The following is a 22490-nucleotide window of genomic DNA, read 5'->3' on the forward strand; positions in this document are numbered from 1 at the left end:
CGGTCGCCCTTCGGGAATACTCAGGACTTCCTTCGGTCGCTTACGCTCCCTCAGGATGACACCTATCTTAAAAAGAACAAAATTAAGGACTTGGGGAGTGTGCAGTTTTAAACTTTAGCTAACAGATATTTTTGGGAGGTATTTTTGGAGAGGGCATATTAGAAAAAGATCATTCGGAGGGTAACTGAACTTTTTTATCTTTCAAAAACTTTCCCTTACCCAAAGCCAGGAGTGTTCCATCGGGGAGTTGGAGAGTGGCCTGAGCGGTATATATATTATGTCTTTCATTTTTATCTATTAACTCTGCTTTGACGATTATTCTCTCTTCGTCTAAACTTATCGGTTTTCTCATTCTGATCTCTAAAGAAACAGTCGGGGCATATACACCCAATGTGACATTAACCAGGGCAGCCATGGCCTCATCCAATAAAGCACAGATTAAACCGCCGTGGAGCATACCCCGGCCCCCTTCCTGCCAATTCTCGGGTTTAAATTCACCTATTGCCGCATCTTTCTCAACCCTAAACTTGGCACGCAGGCCATGGGGATTATCTTTTCCGCATACAAAACAATTCGGTACGTGTCGTGGGATCATTTTTGCTTGAGGCTCTCGATTAAACCCAAAAGAAATTTAAGCTCAGCCCTGAGAAGTTCAACATTATGTTCTGAAATGGCTATTAAATGAGGAGGAGAATTTTGTTTTTTCAAAGTTTTTTTCTGCATCTCCAGCCATCTTAAGACCTTTTTTAATCCTGTCAACCTATTAGTTAATCTTCGCCCGGCGACATCCGGCTTAACAAACGGCAGGAAATATAATTGAACATCCAGTTCAAAATAAGGCCTCCGAAAAACAAGAAAGCTTTTATTTAATAAGTTATTAAATCTCCGATCGCCCTTTTTGGTTAAATGATAAACATATTTTTCCGGCCGCCTGCCCTTTTTACCCTTCTTTTTAACAATTAACCCCTGTTCCTCTAATTTTGTCAGCGGATAATAGATCGAGGTCGTATCAATATTGGCAAAATCACCCATTACCCTTCTGATCAACTTTTTAATTTGATAGGCGTGTTTTGGCCCTTCTTTCAGCAGGCCTAAAAAAACCAGCTCCTGGGTCATATCTGCTCCTGGAATATTTCCGAAATAGTCGGATGAACATGCAAAACTTTCTTTATTTTATCTATGGTCAACCCGTAACATTTAGCCAAAACAAATTCATGAATAATTTCCGTGGCCTGATGGCCGATTATATGCACCCCTAAGATCTTTTTACCTTTAGCTCCGCTGATTATCTTAACAAAACCGCTTTCTTTGTGTTTGATCACGGCTAAACTATTTGCCTTAAAGAATTGTTTATCTATCTTTATCTCTCCTGCCTTTCTTGCCTCTGATTCGGTTAAACCTACAGAGGCGACCTGGGGCGCGCAGAATATCGCCCGGGGCACATTGGTATAATCTAAACTTTGAGGATTTTTTCCGCTAATAGCCTCGGCAGCAATCACGCCTTCCTTTTGAGCCGTATAAGCAAACATCGGACTGAAGATTACATCTCCTACTGCATAGATATTGCCCAGGTTTGTTTTATAAAATTCATCTACTTTAATAAACCTTTTATTTAAATTTAGAGCGATTTTCTCAAGCTCCAAATCGTTTGTATTAGGAATCCGGCCGCAGGATAATAAAACATATTCGGCCTTTAGGGTTTCTTCGCCATTGACAGTTTTAATCAAGACCTCAACCTGATTTTTCTTTTTATCCAATCTCTTTATTTCAGTTGAGGTATAAATATCTATATTCTGCTTTTTAAGCTCCCTGTTTAGCGTTCGGCTAATCTCCTCATCTTCACCTGGAATTAACCTAGATCGCGCCTCGACAATAGTAACCTTTGAACCAAAGGAGCTATAGATAGAAGCGAACTCGCAGCCAATCGCTCCTCCGCCGACAATAACCATGCTCTGAGGGACCTCCTTCAATTTAACCGCCTCATCGCTGGTAATAACCCTTTGATTATCAGGTTCCAGTCCCTTAGGTACCTTAGGCCTTGAGCCAACAGCAATGATAAAAAATGAGGCCTTTAAATCTTTAGAACTTCCGTTACTGCCTGTTACAATTATCTTTTCTCTGGAAACAAAACTTGCTTTACCCTCCAAAAAATCAATCTGGTGTTTGTTAAGCATCCACTCAACTGCTTTTCTTAATTTAAGCACTGTTTTTTCTGAACAAGATACTATTTTTTTCATATCCGGCGCATTAAAATTGGCCTCAAGACCAAACACCGCAGCTTCTTTTTGAGACCGAAAAATCTCTGCTGTATTTTCCAAAAACTTCGTGGGGACACAGCCCAGGTTAAGGCATGTACCTCCAAAATGCTGTTTATCAAGGTCTACCAGACAAACCTTTTTCTTCAACCGCGCTAAACGAACCGCAGCTGAAAAACCCGCCGGCCCTGCCCCGATTATAATCACATCATAGAATGCTTTCATCCAAAAAATCCTTTATTGATAGCTACTTATACAGCTAACAGAAAACAGAAGTCTGATCTCTGAGTCTTGATTTCTGACCTCTGCCTTCTGATTTCTGTCATCTGTGCTCATCTGTGTATGTAAGATATTCTTCCGCGTGATAAGAACTGCGCACATACGGGCCGCTTAACACGTAACGCAGGCCAAAAGAAAGCGCTTTTTCCTTGTAATGGGCAAACTTCTCGGGGGTAATATATTCTTTAACCGGACAATGCCCGGAGCTGGGCGCTAAATACTGTCCGATACTCAAAAAATCACAATTTACACGGCCCAAATCCCTAAAAACATCGAACAGTTCTCCTTCTGTTTCACCCAGGCCTAACATCAAGCCGGACTTTGTGAATATATGGGGGGCATACTCCTTAACAAAACGCAGCACTCCTAAGGAAGCCCCATAATCAGCATCCCTTAAAATTTCATAAAATCCGGGTATTGTTTCTAAATTATGCCCAATGATATCCGGACCCGCCCCTATTACCTTTTTAATCGCTTCACGATTTCCCTTAAAATCAGGAATAAGTACTTCAATAGCAACTTTACTAAAATTGCGGCGGATATCCAGTATCACCCTTTCAAAAACATCTGCGCCTCCGTCAGCTAAATCATCACGGGTTACGCTGGTAATCACCACGTGGCTTAAACTTAATTTCCTGACCGCCTCTACTATGCGGCCGGATTCATTTAAGTTTAGGCCCTGAGGCCTTCCTTTTTTAACATTACAAAACCGGCAGGTGCGCGTACAGACACTGCCCAGGATAAGAAAAGTGGCGGTCTTCCGGCTGAAACATTCAGAAATATTCGGGCAAAGCGACTCCTGGCAAACAGTATTCAGCTTTAGTCCTTTAAGTAAACAGGCTACCTCGTAAGACTTCTTAAAGTCGATCTTCTTTTTAAGCCAGGATGGCTTCCTTAAAACAGTTTGCATTTATTTCCCCTTCAATGTCCCGCCGAAACGTATTCCAGCCAGGACTGCTGTATTTTTTCCTTTTCAGGTATTCTGTTAAGTCTTTTTCTTCGGCCGATAAATCAGTCTTAATTAATTCCGATGAGTTGGCTTCTTCAAAATTTTTTATTAACCTGCCGGCGAGCTCGTCAAATTTTATCGGCCTGCCCAAAGCCCGGCTTAAAGAAGTTACGCCGTTTTTTAAATTCAAAGGCTTTTCTTTTAAAAATGAACTGCTAAAATCCAGATTAACCTCTAAAGGAATAAACCCGTGCTGAAAGATAACATCACGAAACCTCCTCTGGGCATTTCCACCGATCTTTTTATCGTTGATTAAAATATCGTATTTTTCCCGGCCATTGAAGCAAAGAGCGGTTTTCTTCCCAAAATTTTTTTTAGTTCTATTTTGGTCTATAGCAAAACCGGCCTCAAGACCCAGGCTTTGATAGGTTTTAATGATAAACGAGCAAATCCGTTTAAAAGAATTCTCGACCAAAGAGCCGCATCTAAAATGCTGCCGCGAACAAACAATACTATAGGTTAACTCCCGGCTATGAAAAACAACGCCTCCTCCGGTCATTCTGCGCACAAACCCGATAGAGAATCTCTTGCATTCATCCAGGGCTAATTCCCTCTCAGGGTCTTGAAAACAACCAATAGAAAATGCCCATGGCTGCCAGCCATATATCCTGAGGGCAGGGACTACTGCCCCTTGAGCATATACTCTTAAAATGGCCTCATCAACAGCCATGTTTGTAAGAGCATCGCTAAAACCTGTTGTTAAAATACGCCAGCCTTTTAAGGAATCCATCGTAAATTAAGCTCTCGCGCGGCTTTTGTCTCGTCCGGCCGGGAGACATCGGTGTTTAAAGGCGTGCTTTTGACTGCCTCAGGGCTATTTTGACTCAATTCAGCAATCTCACGCATTGCCTTAATAAATCTGTCCAAAGTATCTTTAGACTCGGTTTCCGTCGGCTCAACCATCATTGCTTCCTTGACAATCAAAGGGAAATATATCGTGGGAGGATGAAACTTCTTGTCAATAAGGGCTTTGGCAATATCTAAAGCGTGCACGCCTTTGGCTAGTTGTCTGACTGCTGAAAAAACGCACTCATGCATACAGATCCGGTCATAAGCAAGGTCATAATATTTCTTTAACTTTACTCTTATATAATTTGCGTTTAAAACCGCTTTTTCACTGGCCTCGATAAGCCCGTCTTTTCCTAAAAGCAATATATAAGCATAGGTCTTTAGCAGCACGTCAAAATTGCCGTAAAAAGAGGCGATCCGGCCGATACTTTTTGGCCGATCTTCCTCTAACGCGTATGTCCCATCCGGCCTTTTTATCACCTTGGGCACGGGTAAAAATTGCGCTAAATCCTCGCGCACTCCTACCGGCCCCGAACCCGGCCCGCCGCCGCCATGAGGCGTAGCAAATGTCTTATGAAGGTTTAAATGCACAATATCAAAACCGATATCCCCGGGACGGACCTTTCCCAAGATAGCATTAAGGTTAGCACCGTCATAATACACTAACGCGTCGTTACGGTGAGCAAGAGAACATATCTGTTTAATCTGAGAATTAAATATCCCTGCTGTGTTTGGGCAGGTAAGCATCAGGCCGGCAACTTCCGGATTAATCTTACTTTTATATTCTTCAAAATCCATTACCCCGTTTTTATCCGTTGGTATGGAAATGGTTTGATACCCGGCAATCGCCGCACTTGCCGGATTGGTTCCGTGAGATGAGTCGGGAACGATCACATATTTTTTACGGCTGCCTTTATCCCGGTGATAGGCCGCAACCAGCATCATCCCGGTAAGTTCTCCGTGCGCGCCGGCCAGAGGCTCAGTAGTAATCTCACTCATACCGGTTATCTCGGCAAGCAGTCTTTCAACATTATACAAGACCTCCAGCGCCCCTTGCGTAAACATCCCGCCTAATAAAAGCTGGGGAAGAAGCGGGTGTAATTGGGAAAAACCGGGAAGCTTTGTAATATTTTCCGTAAATTTCGGGTTATACTTCATTGTGCAGGAACCTAAAGGATAAAAATGCGTATCAACCGAAAAATTCATCCGGGAAAGCCGGGTAAAATGCCGGACTACGTCCAACTCAGAGACCTCTGGAAGCTGGGCCGGGTCTTCTCTTTTATATCTGCCGGAGATGTCCTTGGCCTGAGGCACATCGCATTTAGGCAGACGCAGGCCCTTTCTTTCTTTGATAGACTTTTCAAAAATCAACTCCATAATACTGCCTCCAGATTCTCGGCGTATCTTACAATCTCCTCCTTGGTCCTTTTTTCCGTCACGCAAATCAATAAATAATTTTTCATGTCTTCATAATATTTACCCAAAGGAAGACCCGGGTTAAATCCTCTTTCAATCATTGAAGCAACAATCTCGCGGCTATCCTTGGGCAAACAAACCGTAAATTCATTAAATGTGGGAGAGCTTCTTTTAACTTCAACACCCTTAATCCGGTCAAGTACGTCTTTGGCAAATTCAGTCTTGTTGAAATTCAAACGGGCTAAATCCACCAGCCCCTGCTTGCCTAAGATACTTAAATATATTATCGCCTTCAAGGCGCATAACGACTCATTGGAACAGATGTTGGAAGTCGCCTTTTCCCGGCGGATATGCTGTTCGCGCGCCTGCAGGGTCAGCACAAAGGCCTTATTTCCGCGTTTATCTACAGTCTCTCCTACGATCCGGCCGGGCATTTTACGCACGTGTCTTTTCCGGGCAGCCAGAAATCCCAAATAGGAACCGCCGAAAGAAAGAGGCAATCCCATACTCTGGCCTTCACCGGTCACAATATCCGCGCCCATAGAGCCGGGCGTTTTTAACAGGCCCAAAGATATCGGATATACCGATTCAATTGCCAGCGCCCCTGCCTCGTGGACACGTTTGATAACATCAGAGTGATCGTCTATTGCTCCAAAAAAATTAGGATTTTGCAGGATTATTGCCGCTGTTCTATCATCTAAATATTTATAAACCTCTTCTCTTGTACTTTGGCCGTGGCTTACCGGTATCTCCACAAAATCTATTGCCAAATTGCTTGTATAGGTATACATGATCTTGCGGTAAATCGGGCTTACTCCTCCGTCAATCAAAATCTTGTTCCTGCCGGTAATTCTTAAGGCCATCATCCCTGCTTCATAAAGCGCTGTCCCGCCGTCATAAAGAGAGGCATTGGCCACATCCATACCCGTCAACAGGCAAATTGCGCTTTGATATTCATAAATCGCCTGCAGTGTGCCCTGAGAACACTCCGGCTGATAAGGAGTATAGGCAGTATAAAACTCTGCCCGGCCGGCCAGCGCGTCCACTACTGCCGGAATATTATGATCATAAAATCCGCATCCCAGAAAATTAACCAGGCCAACAGCGTTTTTACTTGCCAGTCTTTTTAGGTGCTCGTAGACCTCAAACTCAGACCGGCCCTCAGGCAAATTAAAAGATGCCGGCCGATACTCAGCCGGGATGTCCTTAAAAAGCCCGGCCAGAGAGTTCACCCCGATATCTTTAAGCATCTGCTTAACTTCCCGGTCAGTGTGGGGAATATAACTCATGTTTTAGATTTTCTCCAGAAACGCGCGATAAGCCGCACTGTTCATAAGATTGGCCTTTTCATCCAGATCAGAAATCTCTAATTTAGCAATCCAACCCTGTTGAAAAGGAAAACTGTTTATCAGCTCCGGCGAGGTCTCCAATTCTTTATTCACCTCTGCTACTTTACCGGACAAAGGGGCATAAACATCGCTGGCTGCCTTAACCGACTCAATAGAGCAAAGCCCGTCAAACTGTTTCACTGATTTGCCTATTTCCGGCAGTTCCACAAAAGTAATGTCCCCCAATTGCTCCTGGGCATACGCGGTTATGCCCACAGTCGCCATTTGCCCCTCTACCTTCACCCATTCATGCTCTTTGGTATAAAATACACCATCAGGAATATCCATATCTACCCTCCCCTAAATCCTTTACCCACATACACCGCGTAGGTGTATTTACACCTACGCGGTGTATGTGGGTAAATGTGTTACTTCTTTAAAGATGTTTCTTTGAGAAACGGTTTTTCTGTTATAACCGCGTCTATCTTTACGCTCTTGTCTTGTATTGAAACCGGCAAGTCCTTTTTCACGGCAGCCGGCTCAACATAGCCCAATGCTATACCACAACCCAAACTGGGTGAAAAACTACCGCTGGTAATCCGGCCGATTTCTTTATCCTGGCTAAAAATCCGGTAATCATGCCTGGGAGAACGCCGCGAACCGGACCTGATAGCCACAAGGCCCTTTTTAAGCCCGGCTTCCTTCTCAACAAGTAAAGCATCTTTTCCAATAAATTCTTTATCTAACGTAATATTCTTCATTCCTGCTTCCAGGGGAGAAATCTCTTCGCTGATATCCTGGCCATAAAGCACATAGCCCATCTCTAAACGAAGCGTATCCCTGGCGCCCAGGCCGGCAGGTTTTACTCTTTCATCTTTTAGGAGCAAAGACCAAAGGTCTCCGATTTTTTCATAACTGACATAAATTTCATAGCCCAATTCGCCGGTATAACCCGTGCGGCTGATTATACTTTTTTCTCCTAAAATATCAAAATAGTCAAACGCATAATACCGCAGTTCATTGATCCTTGGACCAAAAAGCTCACTAAGGATATCCCGAGAAAGCGGACCCTGCAGGTCGATCTTACCTATTTTATCCGTTCTGTTTTCCAGTAACGCATCTTTGCCTAAATTTGCCTGAATGTGTAAAAAGTCTTTTTCAGTGGTAGCCGCATTCACAACCACCATCCATTCATCCTCACTTAAACGGTAAACCACCAGGTCATCCAGTATTTTGCCTTGCTCATTTAAGATAACCCCGTATTTTGCTTTTTTCACTGGAATATCCTTTACCTTGCTTGAAAATAAAAAGATATTCTCCATTCCGCTTTTTTCCGGCTCGGCCTTAACAAAAAATTCACCCATATGACAGATATCAAATACAGAGGCCAGCTTTCGACAGTGAAAATGTTCGTTGATTATCCCTGAATATTGAACAGGCATTTGCCAACCGGCAAACGGGGCAAATTTAGCGAAGAGTTTTTCGTGTTGCTCGAATAAAGGGGTTTTTAACATAAATACAAAAAGGCCTGAATAAAAATCCAGGCCTACGATTTTTACCTATGCCTCACCATGGTCAATTCCATGAAGCCAGAAGCAATTTTCTATTCTTAACCAACGGGTTTAATTATATACTTCCATTTTTAAGAAATCAAGTGAAAAATTCATGAAATTTAATTGTTTTTATCTTTTTTTCCATCGTTTATGAGTCCACATCCACTGGTCCGGAAAGGCACGAATCTGCTGTTCCAGAAGATAATTAAGTTTTTTTGTCATCGTTTCTGTCCAATTTTTTCCGTTTTCTCCAATGGATACCTCGGGTGTTATATTAATTTCGTACTTTCCGCACCCTACCCGAATACAATACGCAGGAATAAGAGCAGAGCCAGTCCTTTTTGCCAGACGTGCCGGAAGAGAGGTAGTTGAAGTTGGCAGGCCAAAAAAATCAGCCCATATTCCCTCATTACCTGCCCATTGATCAATGGTAATGGCCACCAAATGATTTGCCCTAAGCTCTGAGAAAATTTCTCTTGCGCTTATTGTTCTATCACTATACTTCAAATTTACTATCTTTCTTAAAGATTTGACCCATTGGTAAAAATAAGGGTTTCTGATCGATCGGCCTAAGACAGTAGCGGAGTACTTTTTTAAATAGGGAAGAAATCCAAGGTATTCCCAGGGGCCTAAATGAGACATAACAAGAATTACTCCCTTGCCCTTAACAAAAGCGTAATCGAGATGTTCGCTGCCTTTAAAACGAATATGCTCCGCTGAAATTTTTGCAAACTTAGGCAATCTGAAGAATTCCATTAAGGAAGTTACCGAATGACGAAAAGATTCTAAAATAAGTCTCCTTTTCTCCGTATCTGGTTTAGAATTACCAAAAGCAATGGTCAGATTCTCAAAAGCAATTCTCCTCCTGCTGGGCATTATTAGAAACACGGCCTCCCCAATTCTCCTTGCCGTCCAGGTAGAAACGGTAATGGGGAAAAAATTAATTAAAGCCATCGTCATGCGCACAAGCGTAAACTCAACAAAGTTCCAAGTTGGGAACAGAATCCGAAACTTTCGGTTGCACTCCTTACCAATTCGTTTTGTCATATGTTATTCAGAATCAACTATAACCTGCTTATCCCATTTTAGTTAAAATAAAGGGTTTTCAACATAAATACAAAAAGGCCTGAATAAAAATCCAGGCCTATGATTTTTACCCATGCCTCACCATGGTCAATTCCATGAAGCCAGAAGCATTTTCCTATTTTCAACTGCTGGTTGTAATTATATACTTCCCTTTTTTAGAAAGCAAGTAAAATATTATACGTTACCAAACTAACAGCCAAAAAAACTAACTTTTGTTTATACCGCCGGCAGATTACCAATGGTGAATGGTGTGGGGTGTGGTGGAGCCGGACCTCAATTTTTCGAGCGGGCATGGTTTTTTGCCGAGCGTAGCGAGGCAAAAAGAGCGAGAAAAATTGTGCAAGTCAAAAATTCTCGCTACATCATCCACTTTCATCGGCTTTATCTACGCTCGCCTTCGCCGTTAGCCAGTTTTACGCTTCGGATTATACTCGAATGGTGGGTTATTTTTAATGCCACATCATCAAGGATAGAATAAATACAGGGGATAATGATCAGGGTAAGAAAAGTGGCAAATAAAAGCCCCCAGCATATCGCCAGCGCCATCGGAACCAGGAAAGGATCTTTGCCTCCGATGCCATAAGCCACTGTAGAAAGCCCGCCCACTGTCGTAATAGTGGTTAAAACGACCGGCCGAATCCTCATTTGTACGCCCTTAATAATCGAGTCCTTTCTGCTTATTCCTTTTACCCGCAGTTTGTTAATAAAAGCGACTAGGACAATAGAGTCATTAACTACGATCCCGTTTAATCCGACAATACCTAAAATTGCCAGAAAAGATAAGGGCTGTCCATGCAGTAAAAAGGCAAAGATTACGCCAATCAAACCAAAAGGCATCGCCAGCATAACGACAAAAGGCTGGATTAGTGATTTAAAGAAAGAAGCCAGGATCAAGTAAATAAGTAAAAATGCATAAAGAAAGGCCTTAAGCAGGCTTTTTAAAGACTTGATGCTTTCTTCCTGCTCTCCGCCATATTTAGCAGAATAACCGGGATATTTTGCAGAAATATCCTGGAACTTTCTTTCTACCATCTGATTGAGCTTCATCGATGTGGTTTTGGCAATATCAACATTACTGGAAACAGTCACCACCCGTTTTCCATCCAGGTGGTGAATGGTTGTGGTCCCGGAAACCTTCTTAATCGAGGACACTTTTTTTAGAGGGACCAGGCTGCCGAATTTGTTCTGAATAAGAATATTTTCAAAAACAGAAATATTTTGGGCGTCCTTTTTATCAAATCTTACAGTTACATCGGTTTCTTCTTCGGCCTTCACCGGCTTAATCTGCGTAGCAATGCCGCCTTCGAAAACAGCGCGTACTGTTTTCGCGATCTGTCTAATGTTTAAACCGGCCTGGGCGGCTTTTTCCCGGTCAACACTAACCCGTATCTCTTCCTTTCCGGGTTTGTGATCCCAGCTAACATCTGTAGCGCCATCGATCGTAGACAAATAATCCATATATTCCCGGGCTATCTCATCCAGTTGATCAAAATTTTCCCCTCTTAATTTTACCTCTACCGGCTTACCGACAGGTGGCCCGGTTTCAGGTTTATTAAACCGCAGATCAGTAAATCCCTGGACACTTTTGGTCTTCTTGCGCAGCTCGGCAATAATCTGATCCACATTCCTTTTTCGGCTTGCCTCCGGAACAAGATAAACAGTAATCTGCGCCAGATTACTGGCCTGGCCGGCAAAAGGATCATGACGGTCTTCCTGAATCTGTCCAATAGCTGTAACATAATTGTCCAGTTCTTCTTTTGGTAATTCCGCAACAGCTTCCTCTATCGGCAGCATCAGTTGGTAGGTTGTTTCTAGAGGAGTGCCTATCGGCGCCTCCCCGCGGATAAAGAAGAAATCTATGCCGGAACTGGGAAAAAGAATAAACTTTACTACGGTAACCGCTAAAATAACAGCAACCACCAAGATTATTCCAAAGAAACCTACAATCCGGTATTTTCTGCGAATTGCGGCCTCAACAATGCGCGTATAGAACCGGACCAGCTTTTTAAACCATGGCAGTTCCCTGGCAATAGCAAGAGGATTGCCCTGAGCATCTAATTTAACCTTGACAAAATCTGCCAGATGAGAAGGTAAAATAATCAGTGCTTCGCCAAGAGAGGCCACCAGGGCAACAATCAAGACAACCGGAATATCTTTAATAAACTTGCCGATAATTCCCGACATAAACAACAAAGGAGCAAAGGCCGCAATAGTGGTGAGCACAGCAGCGACCACCGCGCCCATTACCTCTTCTGTTCCTTTAACCGCGGCCAAACGCGGCGGTATACCCTTTTCTATATGCCGATAAACATTTTCGGCAACGATAATCCCGTCATCAACCAGCATTCCTAACACAATAACCAACCCGAACATACTCATTAGATTAATCGTAATGCCCATCGCGCTCATCACCATAAATGTGGCAAGAAAAGCGATCGGCACCCCCAGGAATGTAAGCCAGGCAACCCTTTTCTGTAAAAATATAAGCAAGACCCCGATCACAATAATCACCGCTACCAAGACATTGTTTTTAAGCACATTCAGCCGCCGGCGGGCATAAAAGGAATAATCATTAACATATGAAATTTCCAAGCCACCGCTTTGTTTCTGAAGATACTTTCCGCATTCTGTTCTTATTTGGTCGACTATTTCCAGTGCATCTCCGGATTCTTTTTTCAGGACAACCAGGTTGACCGAGCGCGTACCCAGTGTTTTATTAATAATATCCTCGTCTTTATAGCTGTCAACAACCCTGGCCACATCTTTGATCTTCAGCCAGTTACCTGAATCATTGGCCCGGATAATTACCTCTGCAATTTCTTCAGCGGTCAGAAACTCACCGGTAGTCCTGATGCTGTATTCAGTGTCAAAAGTATTCAGGTTACCGGCAGGTAAGCTAATATTCCGGCTAGCTAGGGCATTTTCGATCTCATCGATAGAAACATGACATTGGCTGAGCTTATCCGGGTCCACAAGGATCTGAATCTCCCTTTTTCTGTATCCGGCTTTTTGTATCCGGCCCACGCCCTTGATATCTTCAAAGATATCCTCAAGCAGATCAGCATGTTTTCGCAACTGCTGCTCGCTCATTTTGCCCGATAAGGATACTTCGATAATAGGATACTGTTTGCTGGCAATTTCGCTTACTACCGGATTTTCAACGTCGCGGGGTAAATTTTTGACCTTGTCTATCGCGCTCTGAATATCCCTGATTACCTTTTGCTTGTCGGGCTCATCTGGATCCAGTTCTGCCATAATCAGAGAAATATTATTTGTTGAATTTGAGTTTATTTCACTGATGCCGTCAATCTGCCTTAATTCCTTTTCAACCGGAATAGTAATCAACTTTTCAACGTCAGAAGGAGTAGCTCCCGCATATGTCGTGGTAATCGTAACAATATCGAAGGAAACATTAGGAAAAACTTCTTTATTAATTCCAAATAGAACAATTAGTCCGACAATGATAACAAATACGGAGATTAAATTTATAAATAATGACTGATTAACGCTAAACCGCGGTAAGCTCATAGAATCCCCCGGTACTTTTCAAGAATAACGTTTAAGGTCCTGTTAAGATTAACTTCGGCCTTTTTGCAGTCGAGCACACCCGCAACCAACTGTAGTTCTGCGCTTAAACAATCCTGCTGATAGTCAATAAGCCTTTTGGTGCTGGACCTTCCGTACTTAAACCGCTTTTCCTCTTCTTTAAGTTTTTCCTGCTGCAAAGCGGCAGCCTCCCCGAGCTTGCTAAGATTAGTCTGATAGGTAAGATAATCGCGAAACCCGTCACCTATCTCTGTGATAATAAGACGTTCTACGGCTTTTAGCGTAATAATTGCTTTCTCTTTATTATGCGCGGCTTTCTCAAACTCACTTCGGGCCAGGTTATTCTCAATCGGCAGGGAAAATTCTAACCCCGCGAAATACTTAGCATTATTGTCACTGCCTATCTTAGCGGCAGCCTTGCCGAACTTCCTGCTTATCCCGTTTGCAGCCATGCTTGCCACAAGGTCGATCTCCGGCCAGCGTTCATTCTCCCTGGTCTCTAAAACAATGTTTTTTATTTCTACGTTTCTTTTGGCCTGAAGGTAGTCACGCCTTTTTTGAAAAGCCTTGCGCAGGCAATTCTCTAATTCAATTTCTCTCTTTGTATATTCCAAAGTTTCTTCGGGGTAAATTCTATTGGTGGTATCTACGCTCATTAGCAGTTTAATCTTCTCTTCAGCGCGCCTGTATTGATTTTCGGCAAGCAAAACATCCTTTTCCCTGATCAGAATATTTGCCCGAGACGCTAAAAAATCCCCTCTTTCGATCAGTCCTGTATCATAATTTTTAACGTTTGTTTTGTGTAAATATTTGGCCTTTTCTAAAATGCCGCGGTAAATTTCTAAAGACCTTTTATAAAAAGCCCAGTCCCAGTAGGCTGTCTCAACTTCGGCCAACAGCGATTCGATTCTTTCTTTGTTGTCCAAATCTGCGTTTTGAATAGACAGGCTTGTCACTGAAACATTGCGCCTGTCAACATAACCAAAGGCATTCCTGGCTAAAGACTGACGCAGTTCTGCTTCTATCTCGGCTGTATGGGCGGGGTTGTCGGAAACGTATATCGAATTGCTTTCTGTCCTGGTATCAGAAAAAGACACGTTAAGTTCAGTGCCCGTGGGAAGCTTCTTCGAAACATCGGCTGAATAGGTGTTTGTCGCTATTCCCGGGGAGCTAACAATAGACAGCTGCTGCTGTTTATCCTTGGTATACTCTAGATCTATTGACAGGTTGGTATCAAATATTGCCTCAGCAGCGCTCTGGTCTGTCTGGCTGATCAAAAAATCCAGGCGGGCTACCCTCGCCTCAAAGCTGTTGGTAACGGCAAGCTTAAGGCATTCCTCAAGTAAAAGGCCCCTTTGCCCAGCGGCATTTGCCGCTGCTATCTGAGAACAGAAAAATATAACCATCAATACAGCAATATATTTAGTTCTCATCTTTTTTGTTTCCCGTTTTTTCTAAAGCCAGGTATATTTTCCGTAAAATCTCCATATATTTTTCCCGGTCCTGGCTGCTTATCTGGCTGAATACCTTCATCATCATCTCACGCCTCTGGCTTATTATTTTGTTAATAGTATTTTTGCCTTTCTTTGTCGCCTTTACCTTAACTACCCGCCGGTCTTCTTCTCCTCGTATCCGCTCGACCAATCCTAATTTAAGCATCCTATCAACAAGACCGGTTACCGCGCTGGTGGTAATCGCGAGCTCCCCGGCGATTTCACTCATATTACAAGAACCTTTTTCATTTAACATCCCCAAAATGAATATATGCGGCATGCTTATGTTGCCGCGGGCCAACGCACTAGGGCCCTTTTTCAAAAACTGCCGCATTAATTTCGGCATAAGCTCAGCCATCTCTTTATAAAAACTATCCATTTCTTGATTATCTGTTTTTCCCATCTACCCCTCCGAATATTAGTTAATGAGTTTATTAATTAATATCCTTAATAGTTAATACTCTTAAATAATACCCCAAAAAAATAGCTTGTCAAGTGAATCCTTTAATAATGGTCGCTGTCCCTATTTTAATAAAAGACTTTTCACAAACCTCAACAATTCCTTATAGGCAGGCTCTGATTCTTGAATGAACCTTTTGATTTGCCGAAAACGGATATCCAGATATTCGTGAGCCAAAATATTCCTCAACTTGGCAAATGCCGCTAACCTTTCCGCTGAATTTTTATCAAAATTATCAAGAAGAGCTAATTCTTCCATAACTTCGCGATAGGTTTGGGGAATTCGCTTTTTCTCTGAAGCCAGTATAATTTTTGCAATATCAATTGAAGAATTAACAATATTTTCTACCCACCTTTCAACGTTACGTCTGACCGCTGTATTTGCTTCATAAGCACCTTGTTCTAAATTGATAAATTTTGAATAATCATTTAATTCCGTTTCCATAAAATCGGTTATTCTGATCAGTCTATTTTTATCAGCTTCGTTTAATGAAGAGGCGCGTTGTTTTATGGCCCAAAAATCTTTGGTAAACTCCCGAAAGTATTCAGCAGCCGAACTTATCGTCAAAAGAAATCTCAAGTATAAGGCTCTGTCCTTAATAACTATTGGAACTCCGCCCTGAATAACTGAAAAAGCCAAACTGGCCGGCGCGCGGTTCAAAACTATCAAGTCGGTTTTCAGTCCCGCGAGTTTCTCGACATCTCCCCATATTTTATCTTCCTGAGGATAAAATCGTTCCTCTTCCCACTCAATGGCTTTTGTTTCCGGTTCAAAATAAATCGCGATATCAAAGTCCGATTCAGAAATTGCCGTATTTTTAGCATAAGAGCCGAATAAAAACGCCATTGTAACATCCGGCCTTTGCAAAAAATAACTTTTTAGCAGCTTAACCTTTTCGTTTGCATTAATCATATATTGATAATTATATCCCGCCGGCCTGAAATCTGCAAGAACTTTCTCTCTTGCCCCCTCCCGAAACTTCAGGACGAAGCGGCGACGTCTGCGGAAATCTGCGTTTTATTTAAAAAAATTCCGGGAACGTAATACTCAACCAAGTATTGCGTGCCCGGATGTTATTTTGTTTTACTATTTAATTTATTCAAAAATTCACGAATATTATAGGGTCAGCGTCAGGAATGTTTCCAATTCCGCCAAGAGCCGCTCTCATCATTTCAAGTAAAAAAACTAACTTTTGTGCTGATTAACCCGGAGTTTTAAACCCATAGGGCATGCTTAAGCATGCCCTATGGGTTGTGGATAACTTTAAAAAATAATCAACTTTTCTTATATGGAAATATTCTTTTGGAGCCATAATTTAAAAAAGGGATCGCCTATATAATACCTTGTCCCGTCTTTATGCACTATATTATCTTTGACCAAGGATTTTAAAGATGCCTGGACTACGGATAAACCTTTCCTCGAGGTCATTTTCACAAACGCCCAACCGCTGCATTTTCTTCTTCAAGGCCTTTTGTTTAGCCTTGGTTATATTAAACTGCATAATGGCTAATGTGATCCCTTTGGCTTAAACGGAGTAATCGTAATAATCTTTCCCTGACTAATCATATCTTCTATTTTCCTCCTAAGCCAGCGCTTAAACCAATTCCGCGTTAAGGGAAGCAAGCCCATAAAGCCGATTATGTCGGTAATAAACCCCGGGGTTAAAAGCAGTATGCCGCTGCATAAGATTAAAACACCATCAAATAACTTATCCGCCGGCATAATCCCCTGGTTTACGTCCTCCTGGATCCTGTGCAGGATAAGAAGCCCCTGCATCTTCGCCAGATACGCCCCGGCAACCCCCGTAAAGATAACTATCCCGATCGTATAACCCGCGCCGATATACTGCCCAACCTTGATCAAAAGCGCCAGTTCTATAACCGGAATCAGGGTAAATAGTAAAATCAGGTATCCTAGCATATTGTACCGTTTGCGTTTTTTTGCATCAAAGTGTCCCCCTCTTTAAGATTAAAGTTGTCTCCCTTAGTATGCAACAAGATTTTTCTTTCTCAGCCAATACTTTAGCCAGCCAATCCTTTGCAAGCCAGGATTGGATACTCTTTGAGCCTTTTCCAGCATCTCTACCGCCAATTCCTTGTATTTATCGCGTCGAAAGTCTAATGGCGATGCCTTTAGATAAAGCTCGCCATAAGAACGGGACAGTTTGCAGTAAGCGTAACAATTATCCGGCCGCAACTGAACGGCTCTTTTAAGTTCCTCGATAGCCCCCGGGTAATCCTCAGTACAATAATAAAGATACCCCAAAAAATTATGGCCGAATACATCCCGCGGTTCTCTTTTTACATATTCTTTTAATTCGTTAATCGCCTGGTTATACTGATAAAAAGCATCAACATGCTCAATTGCCAAATATTTAAAAGGAAACGGGCTTTTAAGATTAAGCTGCTTTGCCTTTTTTAAGATAGGGATAGTTTTTGGCCCCATTGAGGCTATTGTATACAACCTCCCCAGTTTCATAGCAGCATTGAAATCATCGGGATTATCTCTATACGCCTTTCCTGCTCTTTTAATCTCCTTGGCCAATGCTTCATCTTTCTCTATTCTATAAACATCCTCTCCTTCCAAAGGTATATCCTGGCCCATCCAGTAAGGGCAACAGGATAAAAGACCAGCATAAGGATAATTCGCTCTTTCCATCCCCCAATAAGGACTTTGCCCCATCCTTATATATTTTCTCATATGGGCTACATCATATTTCCATCCTTCTTGAGTTCTGCAAAATAAAAATGGCGCATTATCCCAACCATTTTTATTGCCAAAAAAGATCACTGCATAATTCTCATTTTTAATAACTTGATAAGGTTTATCAGCATAATTGCGAACATTCTTATCGTAATTAGAATCAGGCAAGTTCTGATAATCCTTAAAGTAAAGCTTAGTGATTTCTGTATAAATACCTAAGTTAGGATCCCTCACTTTTTCCCGCCAGCTCTGTATCAGCGTCTGCCAGGCCTCATCAGGCGTTTTTCCTGCGGGGTATTTTGAGCCAATATCTTTCACTTCTTCTTTTTCAAACTTTAACAAATCTTTTTTCGCGCCTGCTCCCCCTGATAACAAATCCCCGTCTAACTGCGTGATATAACTTGAGGTATAATCTCCCTGATGTTTAATCTGAGCCCGGTTTTCTATCTCTTCCATAACCGCCAGAAGGCCTGTGCCGATCCGGCCGCTTAAAAAATACGGCTTTAGCTGTAATTCTTCTATATAACCGCAAAAGGCATCAGTAAACACATCCTCTAATTCGTAAGAAACCTCTAATTTGACCTGTTTCTCCTTATTTGCAAAAAGAAGCAAAACTGCCCTTCCCCCATAACCCCTGCCAACCCCCCAGTTATTCAGCAGTTTAACCGCAAGTTCCTCAACGGTATTTTCTCCTTCTAAAGAAGGCACACTCACAATCATCACCTCTATAGAATATCTTTCCCGGATACCCTTTAGATACTGATTGGTATATTCATTTACATCTTCCAAAATGTCCCCGTAATCAAAAAGGTATTTTTCCCCCGAAGGCCGGAATTTTAAAATCTCTTCTAAATTGAATTCATCCTGGTTAAATCTTCCGCATCCCCCGGAGAATAGAATCGCGATTGCGGCAAATAAAAATAAAATTTTCATCCTCATTGTCTTTTTACGTTGTCAAAACCGTTTTTTCTAACCGCTCACAGGGATGCACGTTAAATAGTGTCTGGATTCCCCGGCAATATCCCAAATTCCTGAAGCAGCTATCTTCATTTTTGCTTCATTACGGGGCTGATGGCCGTCATCGATTATTAAAAAACCGTCTTTTTTTAACAGACGATGTAATTCTTTTAAAAACGGATCCGGCTCTTTGATCATATGAAACATATCCAACGCATAAATCATATCAGCAGTATGGCCGCCAATATTACAAGAATACCCTTTTACCAATACCGGTATAACATTCTTTAAATTATATTTTTCTATCTTTTCTTTTACCGCTTTTATTGCCAGCTTATGTATGTCTGCGGCATATACCCTTCCGTTTGGGCCAACCAATTGAGATGCCTTCCTCAAATACCTTCCCGGGCCGCAGCCATAGTCTATTACAGTAAAACCCTCTTTTATCTCAAAACCATCAAGCCGCCCTTCGGGCGGAGAAAAAACATCTTTAAGCCTAAATATAAAAGACATCATTTTAAATCCTGCATCCGGTATTCGCTCCATCTTATTTCCGCAAAAATATTTTTTACAACTCATATATCAATTCTCCATTTCTAATATGATAATGCTATAATCTTTCCCAGTGTATCACATCCTGCAAACTGCGGACTTTTTCTCGTTTGTCTTCTTCCTTTGGCCACCCTAAAGACACCAGACTCACCAGCTTCAATCCGGGAGGGGCGTTTAAGAGTTTTGAAACCTCATCTGCATAAGGCTTTTTATCGCCGGCTACCCAGCACGCTCCCAGGCCAAGGTCTGCGGCGGCAAGCAGGATATTTTCAGTAGCAGCGCATCCATCTTCAAGGTAATATTTAGTTTCTTTGCAAAATACCGCTATACAAGCAACCGCATCCTTAATAAAAACGCCCGAACTGGCTGTCTGTCCGAGCCTGGTCAATGTTTCTTTATTCTCGATAACCACAAATTCCCACGGCTCAACAGCCCTTGCGCTGGGCGCCCGCCTGGCGGCATCAACAAGTTTCTCCAGCAGCGGTTTTTCGATCGGCCTGTCCCGATACTGCCTTATGCTTGTCCTCTTAACTATTGATTCAAAAGTCTCCACTTTTACCTCCTCTAATTCCCGGGGCAACAATCTCAAACCTGTTCCACGGTCAAGCTCAAACTCGTCCCTGAAATGCTCTTTTTAAACTACCACTTTGTTAAACTTTCTATTTTCTTCTCATGCTCCAGAAGCTTTTTTTCGGCATCCCGTATCTTTTCCTGAAAGCTATTTAAGATTGCCTGTTGATTCGAAACATCCATGCCCTGTTCTGCCAATGCCTTTTCGGTTTTTCTGCCGGCAAGAGGAGTCTTTCCGGAATAAACCTTCAATACCGTCCAATAAAGAATTAAAATCATTACCGCAACCAGCAGAAGCCCCAATAATGCAAAAAAGCCTCTTTCGGATGATCGAGGCCATTTTATTTTCATCCCAGCAGTCCTTCCGGTCTTAACTTAAAATCAACAGCACCCCGCTCACCAGAATAATCCCGCCCCATATCCTGAAAAATACCAGGGGCCTATCGGTCCAAAAGCCGGCTATCTTTTCCGAGGCCTTTGACTTAACCGTAAGAATGCCTTTTACGGCAATCAATATCCCGATTGATCCGGCAATCTTTAAGGGTATGCCTTGCGCCTTCATTACTACGCCCAGCAAAGAAAATGCCAGCATTATGATAAAACCATACACGATCCAGCGCATTTTACGATTCATCTTCTTTGCCAGCCGGTTCCTTAACATCCGGGGTTTGATTATCCACAACAGCCCCAGCAATACCCAAATTGTACCCAGTATATCAGCGACCATTTTAGACCTCTGTTTTGTTTTCTATCCGCTACACAGAGCAGACAAGCATTGTGCCAATGACCAACGCCAAAACGGCCATCATCCGCAGAACTCCCGGTGGTTTTGATAAGCACCAGTTAACCTTGGATGTGAATTTTTTCGGCCCGAGCACAAAAAGAATAATACCCTTGACAATTGCCCAGATACCAAGCAGGGCTACAAACCAGGCCAATTTACATTGTGAAGCAACAAGCAAGAAAATAATACCAGCCAAGACACTTAACCCCGCTCCTGTATAGACTCTCTTGGCTTTTGTCCAGTAAGTCAGATACTTCTTTATGGCATCCGGAATTATCAGGAAAACAACCCCGGCAGACACCATGGCAATACCGAATAGCTTAATCACTATAAACTCAGCCACAGCACACCTCCTTTAAAAAGTTATTTGTATTTAATCTTCATTATAAGAATCAAAACAGCCAGCGGCAATATCGCCCCATTTGCCAAAATCACAGGGAGTTGTTCTATTAAGATGCCGTATATCAACCACAAAAAAATACCCAGGGAGAGAACCAGAAACGTAGCCAGGGACAAATCCTTTGTGTGCTTTGTTCTAACAACTTGTATTACCTGAGGTAAAAATGACACCGCGCACAGGGTTCCGGCAATTACGCCTACTATAGAATCGATTTTCAAAATTTATCCTTTCAAATTAAATTCGGCCGGCATTGAAAGCTTTTTAACGCTACGCAGAACAAATCAATAGCGTGCCAAGGGTTAACACTAAAAAGGCCATGATACGCAGTACTACAAGCTTCCTTGTTGTGTACCAATTAAATATGGGTGCCAGTTTTTTCAGCCCCCCAAGGATAAAAAGAACTATCCCCTTGACAATCCCCCAGATGCCGATAAAAATTACAAACTCGGGTACACTGCACTCTGAAGCAGCAAACAGCATGAAAATACCGATTAACAGGCTTAAAACCCCTCCGGCATAAATTCTCTTTATTCCTCTTGCTCCCGTCCAGAAATCTATATATTTCTTCATCAGATCCGGGCTTATTAGAAAAATAACCCCGCAAGCCACCATCACAACACCAAACAGCCTGACCAATGTGACCATAATGTCCTCCTTTTTTGACCTATTGCCTTTCTCGATTATACTCCTGATAACAAACCGCCCCGAGGGTTATCATTAACACTTTGTTTTCCTAACCTATTTTATGTACGCCTTTATAATCTTTTGCTCACCGGCAGGCCTGCCGGATCTGTCCACGGGAGTATTTTCTATCTTTTGCACAACGTCATAACCTGATATAACCTCGCCAAAAATTGTGTGTTTCATGTTCAGCCAGGGTGTTTTCGCGGTGGTAATAAAGAATTGGCTGCCGTTTGTATTTGGGCCGGCATTCGCCATAGCCACTAAGCCGGCCTTGTTAAATGTAATTTTAGGGCTTACTTCATCCTCAAAGGGCTTACCCCAGATTGACTTGCCGCCCCTTCCTGTTCCGCTGGGGTCTCCGCCCTGGATCATAAAATCTTTTATTACTCTATGAAAGATTATCCCGTTATAATAATCTTCTGCGATCAGCCTGGTAAAATTCTCACAGGTCTTAGGAGCCAGATCAGGCATTAATTTAATTTCTATTACGCCCTGATTTGTTTCCAGGACTACGATTCCGCCGTTTGAAGTAGAGCCTTGAACATCCACGCTGCTGATCAAAAAACCCATTGTTAACGCAATCAAAATTTGCTTCATAATTTTATCCTCCGATAATTACTATCTTA

At 42.4% G+C, this 22490-nt stretch carries 25 protein-coding genes; all 25 read right to left on the reverse strand.

Annotated elements, in window-relative coordinates:
* Positions 1-169 precede the first annotated feature (169 nt).
* Entirely contained in the window at positions 170-595 is a 426-nt protein-coding gene (locus U9Q08_03845; protein ID MEA3328843.1) for a PaaI family thioesterase, read from the reverse strand.
* A complete protein-coding gene (locus U9Q08_03850) occupies positions 592-1116 on the reverse strand; it encodes a PadR family transcriptional regulator (GenBank protein MEA3328844.1) in 525 nt (174 codons plus the stop codon). Before U9Q08_03850 ends, U9Q08_03845 begins: the two co-directional genes overlap by 4 nt.
* Positions 1113-2480 (reverse strand): dihydrolipoyl dehydrogenase, encoded by a 1368-nt coding sequence (gene lpdA / locus U9Q08_03855; protein ID MEA3328845.1) that lies wholly within the window; start codon positions 2478-2480, stop codon positions 1113-1115. The genes U9Q08_03850 and lpdA overlap by 4 nt, the downstream gene beginning before the upstream one ends.
* 97 nt (positions 2481-2577) lie before the next feature.
* Positions 2578-3444 (reverse strand): lipoyl synthase, encoded by an 867-nt coding sequence (lipA, locus tag U9Q08_03860; GenBank protein MEA3328846.1) that lies wholly within the window; start codon positions 3442-3444, stop codon positions 2578-2580.
* On the reverse strand, positions 3410-4273 hold the full coding sequence (locus tag U9Q08_03865; protein ID MEA3328847.1) for a lipoate--protein ligase family protein: 864 nt from the start codon (positions 4271-4273) through the stop codon (positions 3410-3412). Before U9Q08_03865 ends, lipA begins: the two co-directional genes overlap by 35 nt.
* Complete coding sequence (gcvPB, locus tag U9Q08_03870; protein ID MEA3328848.1) at positions 4261-5709, reverse strand: aminomethyl-transferring glycine dehydrogenase subunit GcvPB; 1449 nt, start codon at positions 5707-5709, stop codon at positions 4261-4263. The genes U9Q08_03865 and gcvPB overlap by 13 nt, the downstream gene beginning before the upstream one ends.
* Positions 5700-7037 carry an aminomethyl-transferring glycine dehydrogenase subunit GcvPA gene (gcvPA, locus tag U9Q08_03875; protein MEA3328849.1) on the reverse strand — a complete coding sequence of 446 codons (1338 nt, stop codon included), beginning with the start codon at positions 7035-7037 and terminating at the stop codon, positions 5700-5702. The genes gcvPB and gcvPA overlap by 10 nt, the downstream gene beginning before the upstream one ends.
* A 3-nt stretch (positions 7038-7040) precedes the next feature.
* On the reverse strand, positions 7041-7424 hold the full coding sequence (gene gcvH, locus U9Q08_03880) for a glycine cleavage system protein GcvH (protein ID MEA3328850.1): 384 nt from the start codon (positions 7422-7424) through the stop codon (positions 7041-7043).
* A gap of 80 nt (positions 7425-7504) precedes the next feature.
* Entirely contained in the window at positions 7505-8590 is a 1086-nt protein-coding gene (gene gcvT / locus U9Q08_03885) for a glycine cleavage system aminomethyltransferase GcvT (GenBank protein MEA3328851.1), read from the reverse strand.
* A gap of 168 nt (positions 8591-8758) precedes the next feature.
* The gene (locus U9Q08_03890; protein ID MEA3328852.1) at positions 8759-9676 is read right to left on the reverse strand and encodes a lysophospholipid acyltransferase family protein; all 918 of its coding nucleotides are present in this window, start codon (positions 9674-9676) and stop codon (positions 8759-8761) included.
* Between the two features lie 420 nt (positions 9677-10096).
* On the reverse strand, positions 10097-13243 hold the full coding sequence (locus U9Q08_03895) for an efflux RND transporter permease subunit (protein MEA3328853.1): 3147 nt from the start codon (positions 13241-13243) through the stop codon (positions 10097-10099).
* On the reverse strand, positions 13240-14694 hold the full coding sequence (locus tag U9Q08_03900) for a TolC family protein (GenBank protein MEA3328854.1): 1455 nt from the start codon (positions 14692-14694) through the stop codon (positions 13240-13242). The genes U9Q08_03895 and U9Q08_03900 overlap by 4 nt, the downstream gene beginning before the upstream one ends.
* Positions 14684-15157 carry a MarR family transcriptional regulator gene (locus U9Q08_03905; GenBank protein ID MEA3328855.1) on the reverse strand — a complete coding sequence of 158 codons (474 nt, stop codon included), beginning with the start codon at positions 15155-15157 and terminating at the stop codon, positions 14684-14686. Before U9Q08_03905 ends, U9Q08_03900 begins: the two co-directional genes overlap by 11 nt.
* Before the next feature lie 120 nt (positions 15158-15277).
* Positions 15278-16126 (reverse strand): HepT-like ribonuclease domain-containing protein, encoded by an 849-nt coding sequence (locus U9Q08_03910; GenBank protein ID MEA3328856.1) that lies wholly within the window; start codon positions 16124-16126, stop codon positions 15278-15280.
* Between the two features lie 372 nt (positions 16127-16498).
* Positions 16499-16642, reverse strand: a complete 144-nt coding sequence (locus U9Q08_03915; protein MEA3328857.1) for a hypothetical protein — start codon at positions 16640-16642, stop codon at positions 16499-16501.
* A gap of 78 nt (positions 16643-16720) precedes the next feature.
* A complete protein-coding gene (locus U9Q08_03920) occupies positions 16721-17134 on the reverse strand; it encodes an FxsA family protein (GenBank protein ID MEA3328858.1) in 414 nt (137 codons plus the stop codon).
* 63 nt (positions 17135-17197) lie between these two features.
* Complete coding sequence (locus U9Q08_03925; protein MEA3328859.1) at positions 17198-18850, reverse strand: TPM domain-containing protein; 1653 nt, start codon at positions 18848-18850, stop codon at positions 17198-17200.
* Between the two features lie 36 nt (positions 18851-18886).
* Positions 18887-19453: a class I SAM-dependent methyltransferase gene (locus tag U9Q08_03930; GenBank protein ID MEA3328860.1), complete on the reverse strand. Its 567-nt coding sequence runs from the start codon at positions 19451-19453 to the stop codon at positions 18887-18889.
* 31 nt (positions 19454-19484) lie between these two features.
* On the reverse strand, positions 19485-19979 hold the full coding sequence (locus tag U9Q08_03935; GenBank protein MEA3328861.1) for a nitroreductase family protein: 495 nt from the start codon (positions 19977-19979) through the stop codon (positions 19485-19487).
* A gap of 86 nt (positions 19980-20065) precedes the next feature.
* Positions 20066-20347 (reverse strand): hypothetical protein, encoded by a 282-nt coding sequence (locus U9Q08_03940; protein MEA3328862.1) that lies wholly within the window; start codon positions 20345-20347, stop codon positions 20066-20068.
* Between the two features lie 19 nt (positions 20348-20366).
* Complete coding sequence (locus tag U9Q08_03945) at positions 20367-20723, reverse strand: hypothetical protein (protein ID MEA3328863.1); 357 nt, start codon at positions 20721-20723, stop codon at positions 20367-20369.
* A gap of 28 nt (positions 20724-20751) precedes the next feature.
* The gene (locus U9Q08_03950) at positions 20752-21123 is read right to left on the reverse strand and encodes a hypothetical protein (GenBank protein MEA3328864.1); all 372 of its coding nucleotides are present in this window, start codon (positions 21121-21123) and stop codon (positions 20752-20754) included.
* 20 nt (positions 21124-21143) lie between these two features.
* Positions 21144-21398 (reverse strand): SemiSWEET transporter, encoded by a 255-nt coding sequence (locus tag U9Q08_03955; GenBank protein ID MEA3328865.1) that lies wholly within the window; start codon positions 21396-21398, stop codon positions 21144-21146.
* A gap of 49 nt (positions 21399-21447) precedes the next feature.
* Positions 21448-21825, reverse strand: a complete 378-nt coding sequence (locus U9Q08_03960) for a hypothetical protein (protein MEA3328866.1) — start codon at positions 21823-21825, stop codon at positions 21448-21450.
* A gap of 93 nt (positions 21826-21918) precedes the next feature.
* Complete coding sequence (locus U9Q08_03965; GenBank protein ID MEA3328867.1) at positions 21919-22434, reverse strand: peptidylprolyl isomerase; 516 nt, start codon at positions 22432-22434, stop codon at positions 21919-21921.
* Between the last annotated feature and the right edge of the window lie 56 nt (positions 22435-22490).

The organism is Candidatus Omnitrophota bacterium, from assembly GCA_034717435.1.
Classification (GTDB): Bacteria; Omnitrophota; JAUWXU01; order JAUWXU01; family JAUWXU01; genus JAYELI01.

Bases quoted from the DNA above. Each gene is read 5' to 3' on its own strand.
- U9Q08_03905 (MEA3328855.1), bottom strand. From the start codon at position 15,157: ATGGGAAAAACAGATAATCAAGAAATGGATAGTTTTTATAAAGAGATG.
- gcvH (MEA3328850.1), bottom strand. From the start codon at position 7,424: ATGGATATTCCTGATGGTGTATTTTATACCAAAGAGCATGAATGGGTG.
- U9Q08_03940 (MEA3328862.1), bottom strand. From the start codon at position 20,347: ATGAAAATAAAATGGCCTCGATCATCCGAAAGAGGCTTTTTTGCATTA.
- U9Q08_03915 (MEA3328857.1), bottom strand. From the start codon at position 16,642: ATGACCTCGAGGAAAGGTTTATCCGTAGTCCAGGCATCTTTAAAATCC.
- gcvT (MEA3328851.1), bottom strand. From the start codon at position 8,590: ATGTTAAAAACCCCTTTATTCGAGCAACACGAAAAACTCTTCGCTAAA.
- U9Q08_03960 (MEA3328866.1), bottom strand. From the start codon at position 21,825: ATGGTCACATTGGTCAGGCTGTTTGGTGTTGTGATGGTGGCTTGCGGG.
- U9Q08_03925 (MEA3328859.1), bottom strand. From the start codon at position 18,850: ATGAAAATTTTATTTTTATTTGCCGCAATCGCGATTCTATTCTCCGGG.
- U9Q08_03845 (MEA3328843.1), bottom strand. From the start codon at position 595: ATGATCCCACGACACGTACCGAATTGTTTTGTATGCGGAAAAGATAAT.
- lpdA (MEA3328845.1), bottom strand. From the start codon at position 2,480: ATGAAAGCATTCTATGATGTGATTATAATCGGGGCAGGGCCGGCGGGT.
- lipA (MEA3328846.1), bottom strand. From the start codon at position 3,444: ATGCAAACTGTTTTAAGGAAGCCATCCTGGCTTAAAAAGAAGATCGAC.
- U9Q08_03850 (MEA3328844.1), bottom strand. From the start codon at position 1,116: ATGACCCAGGAGCTGGTTTTTTTAGGCCTGCTGAAAGAAGGGCCAAAA.
- U9Q08_03895 (MEA3328853.1), bottom strand. From the start codon at position 13,243: ATGAGCTTACCGCGGTTTAGCGTTAATCAGTCATTATTTATAAATTTA.
- gcvPB (MEA3328848.1), bottom strand. From the start codon at position 5,709: ATGGAGTTGATTTTTGAAAAGTCTATCAAAGAAAGAAAGGGCCTGCGT.
- U9Q08_03945 (MEA3328863.1), bottom strand. From the start codon at position 20,723: ATGGTCGCTGATATACTGGGTACAATTTGGGTATTGCTGGGGCTGTTG.
- U9Q08_03965 (MEA3328867.1), bottom strand. From the start codon at position 22,434: ATGGGTTTTTTGATCAGCAGCGTGGATGTTCAAGGCTCTACTTCAAAC.
- U9Q08_03900 (MEA3328854.1), bottom strand. From the start codon at position 14,694: ATGAGAACTAAATATATTGCTGTATTGATGGTTATATTTTTCTGTTCT.
- gcvPA (MEA3328849.1), bottom strand. From the start codon at position 7,037: ATGAGTTATATTCCCCACACTGACCGGGAAGTTAAGCAGATGCTTAAA.
- U9Q08_03865 (MEA3328847.1), bottom strand. From the start codon at position 4,273: ATGGATTCCTTAAAAGGCTGGCGTATTTTAACAACAGGTTTTAGCGAT.
- U9Q08_03890 (MEA3328852.1), bottom strand. From the start codon at position 9,676: ATGACAAAACGAATTGGTAAGGAGTGCAACCGAAAGTTTCGGATTCTG.
- U9Q08_03920 (MEA3328858.1), bottom strand. From the start codon at position 17,134: ATGCTAGGATACCTGATTTTACTATTTACCCTGATTCCGGTTATAGAA.
- U9Q08_03910 (MEA3328856.1), bottom strand. From the start codon at position 16,126: ATGATTAATGCAAACGAAAAGGTTAAGCTGCTAAAAAGTTATTTTTTG.
- U9Q08_03930 (MEA3328860.1), bottom strand. From the start codon at position 19,453: ATGAGTTGTAAAAAATATTTTTGCGGAAATAAGATGGAGCGAATACCG.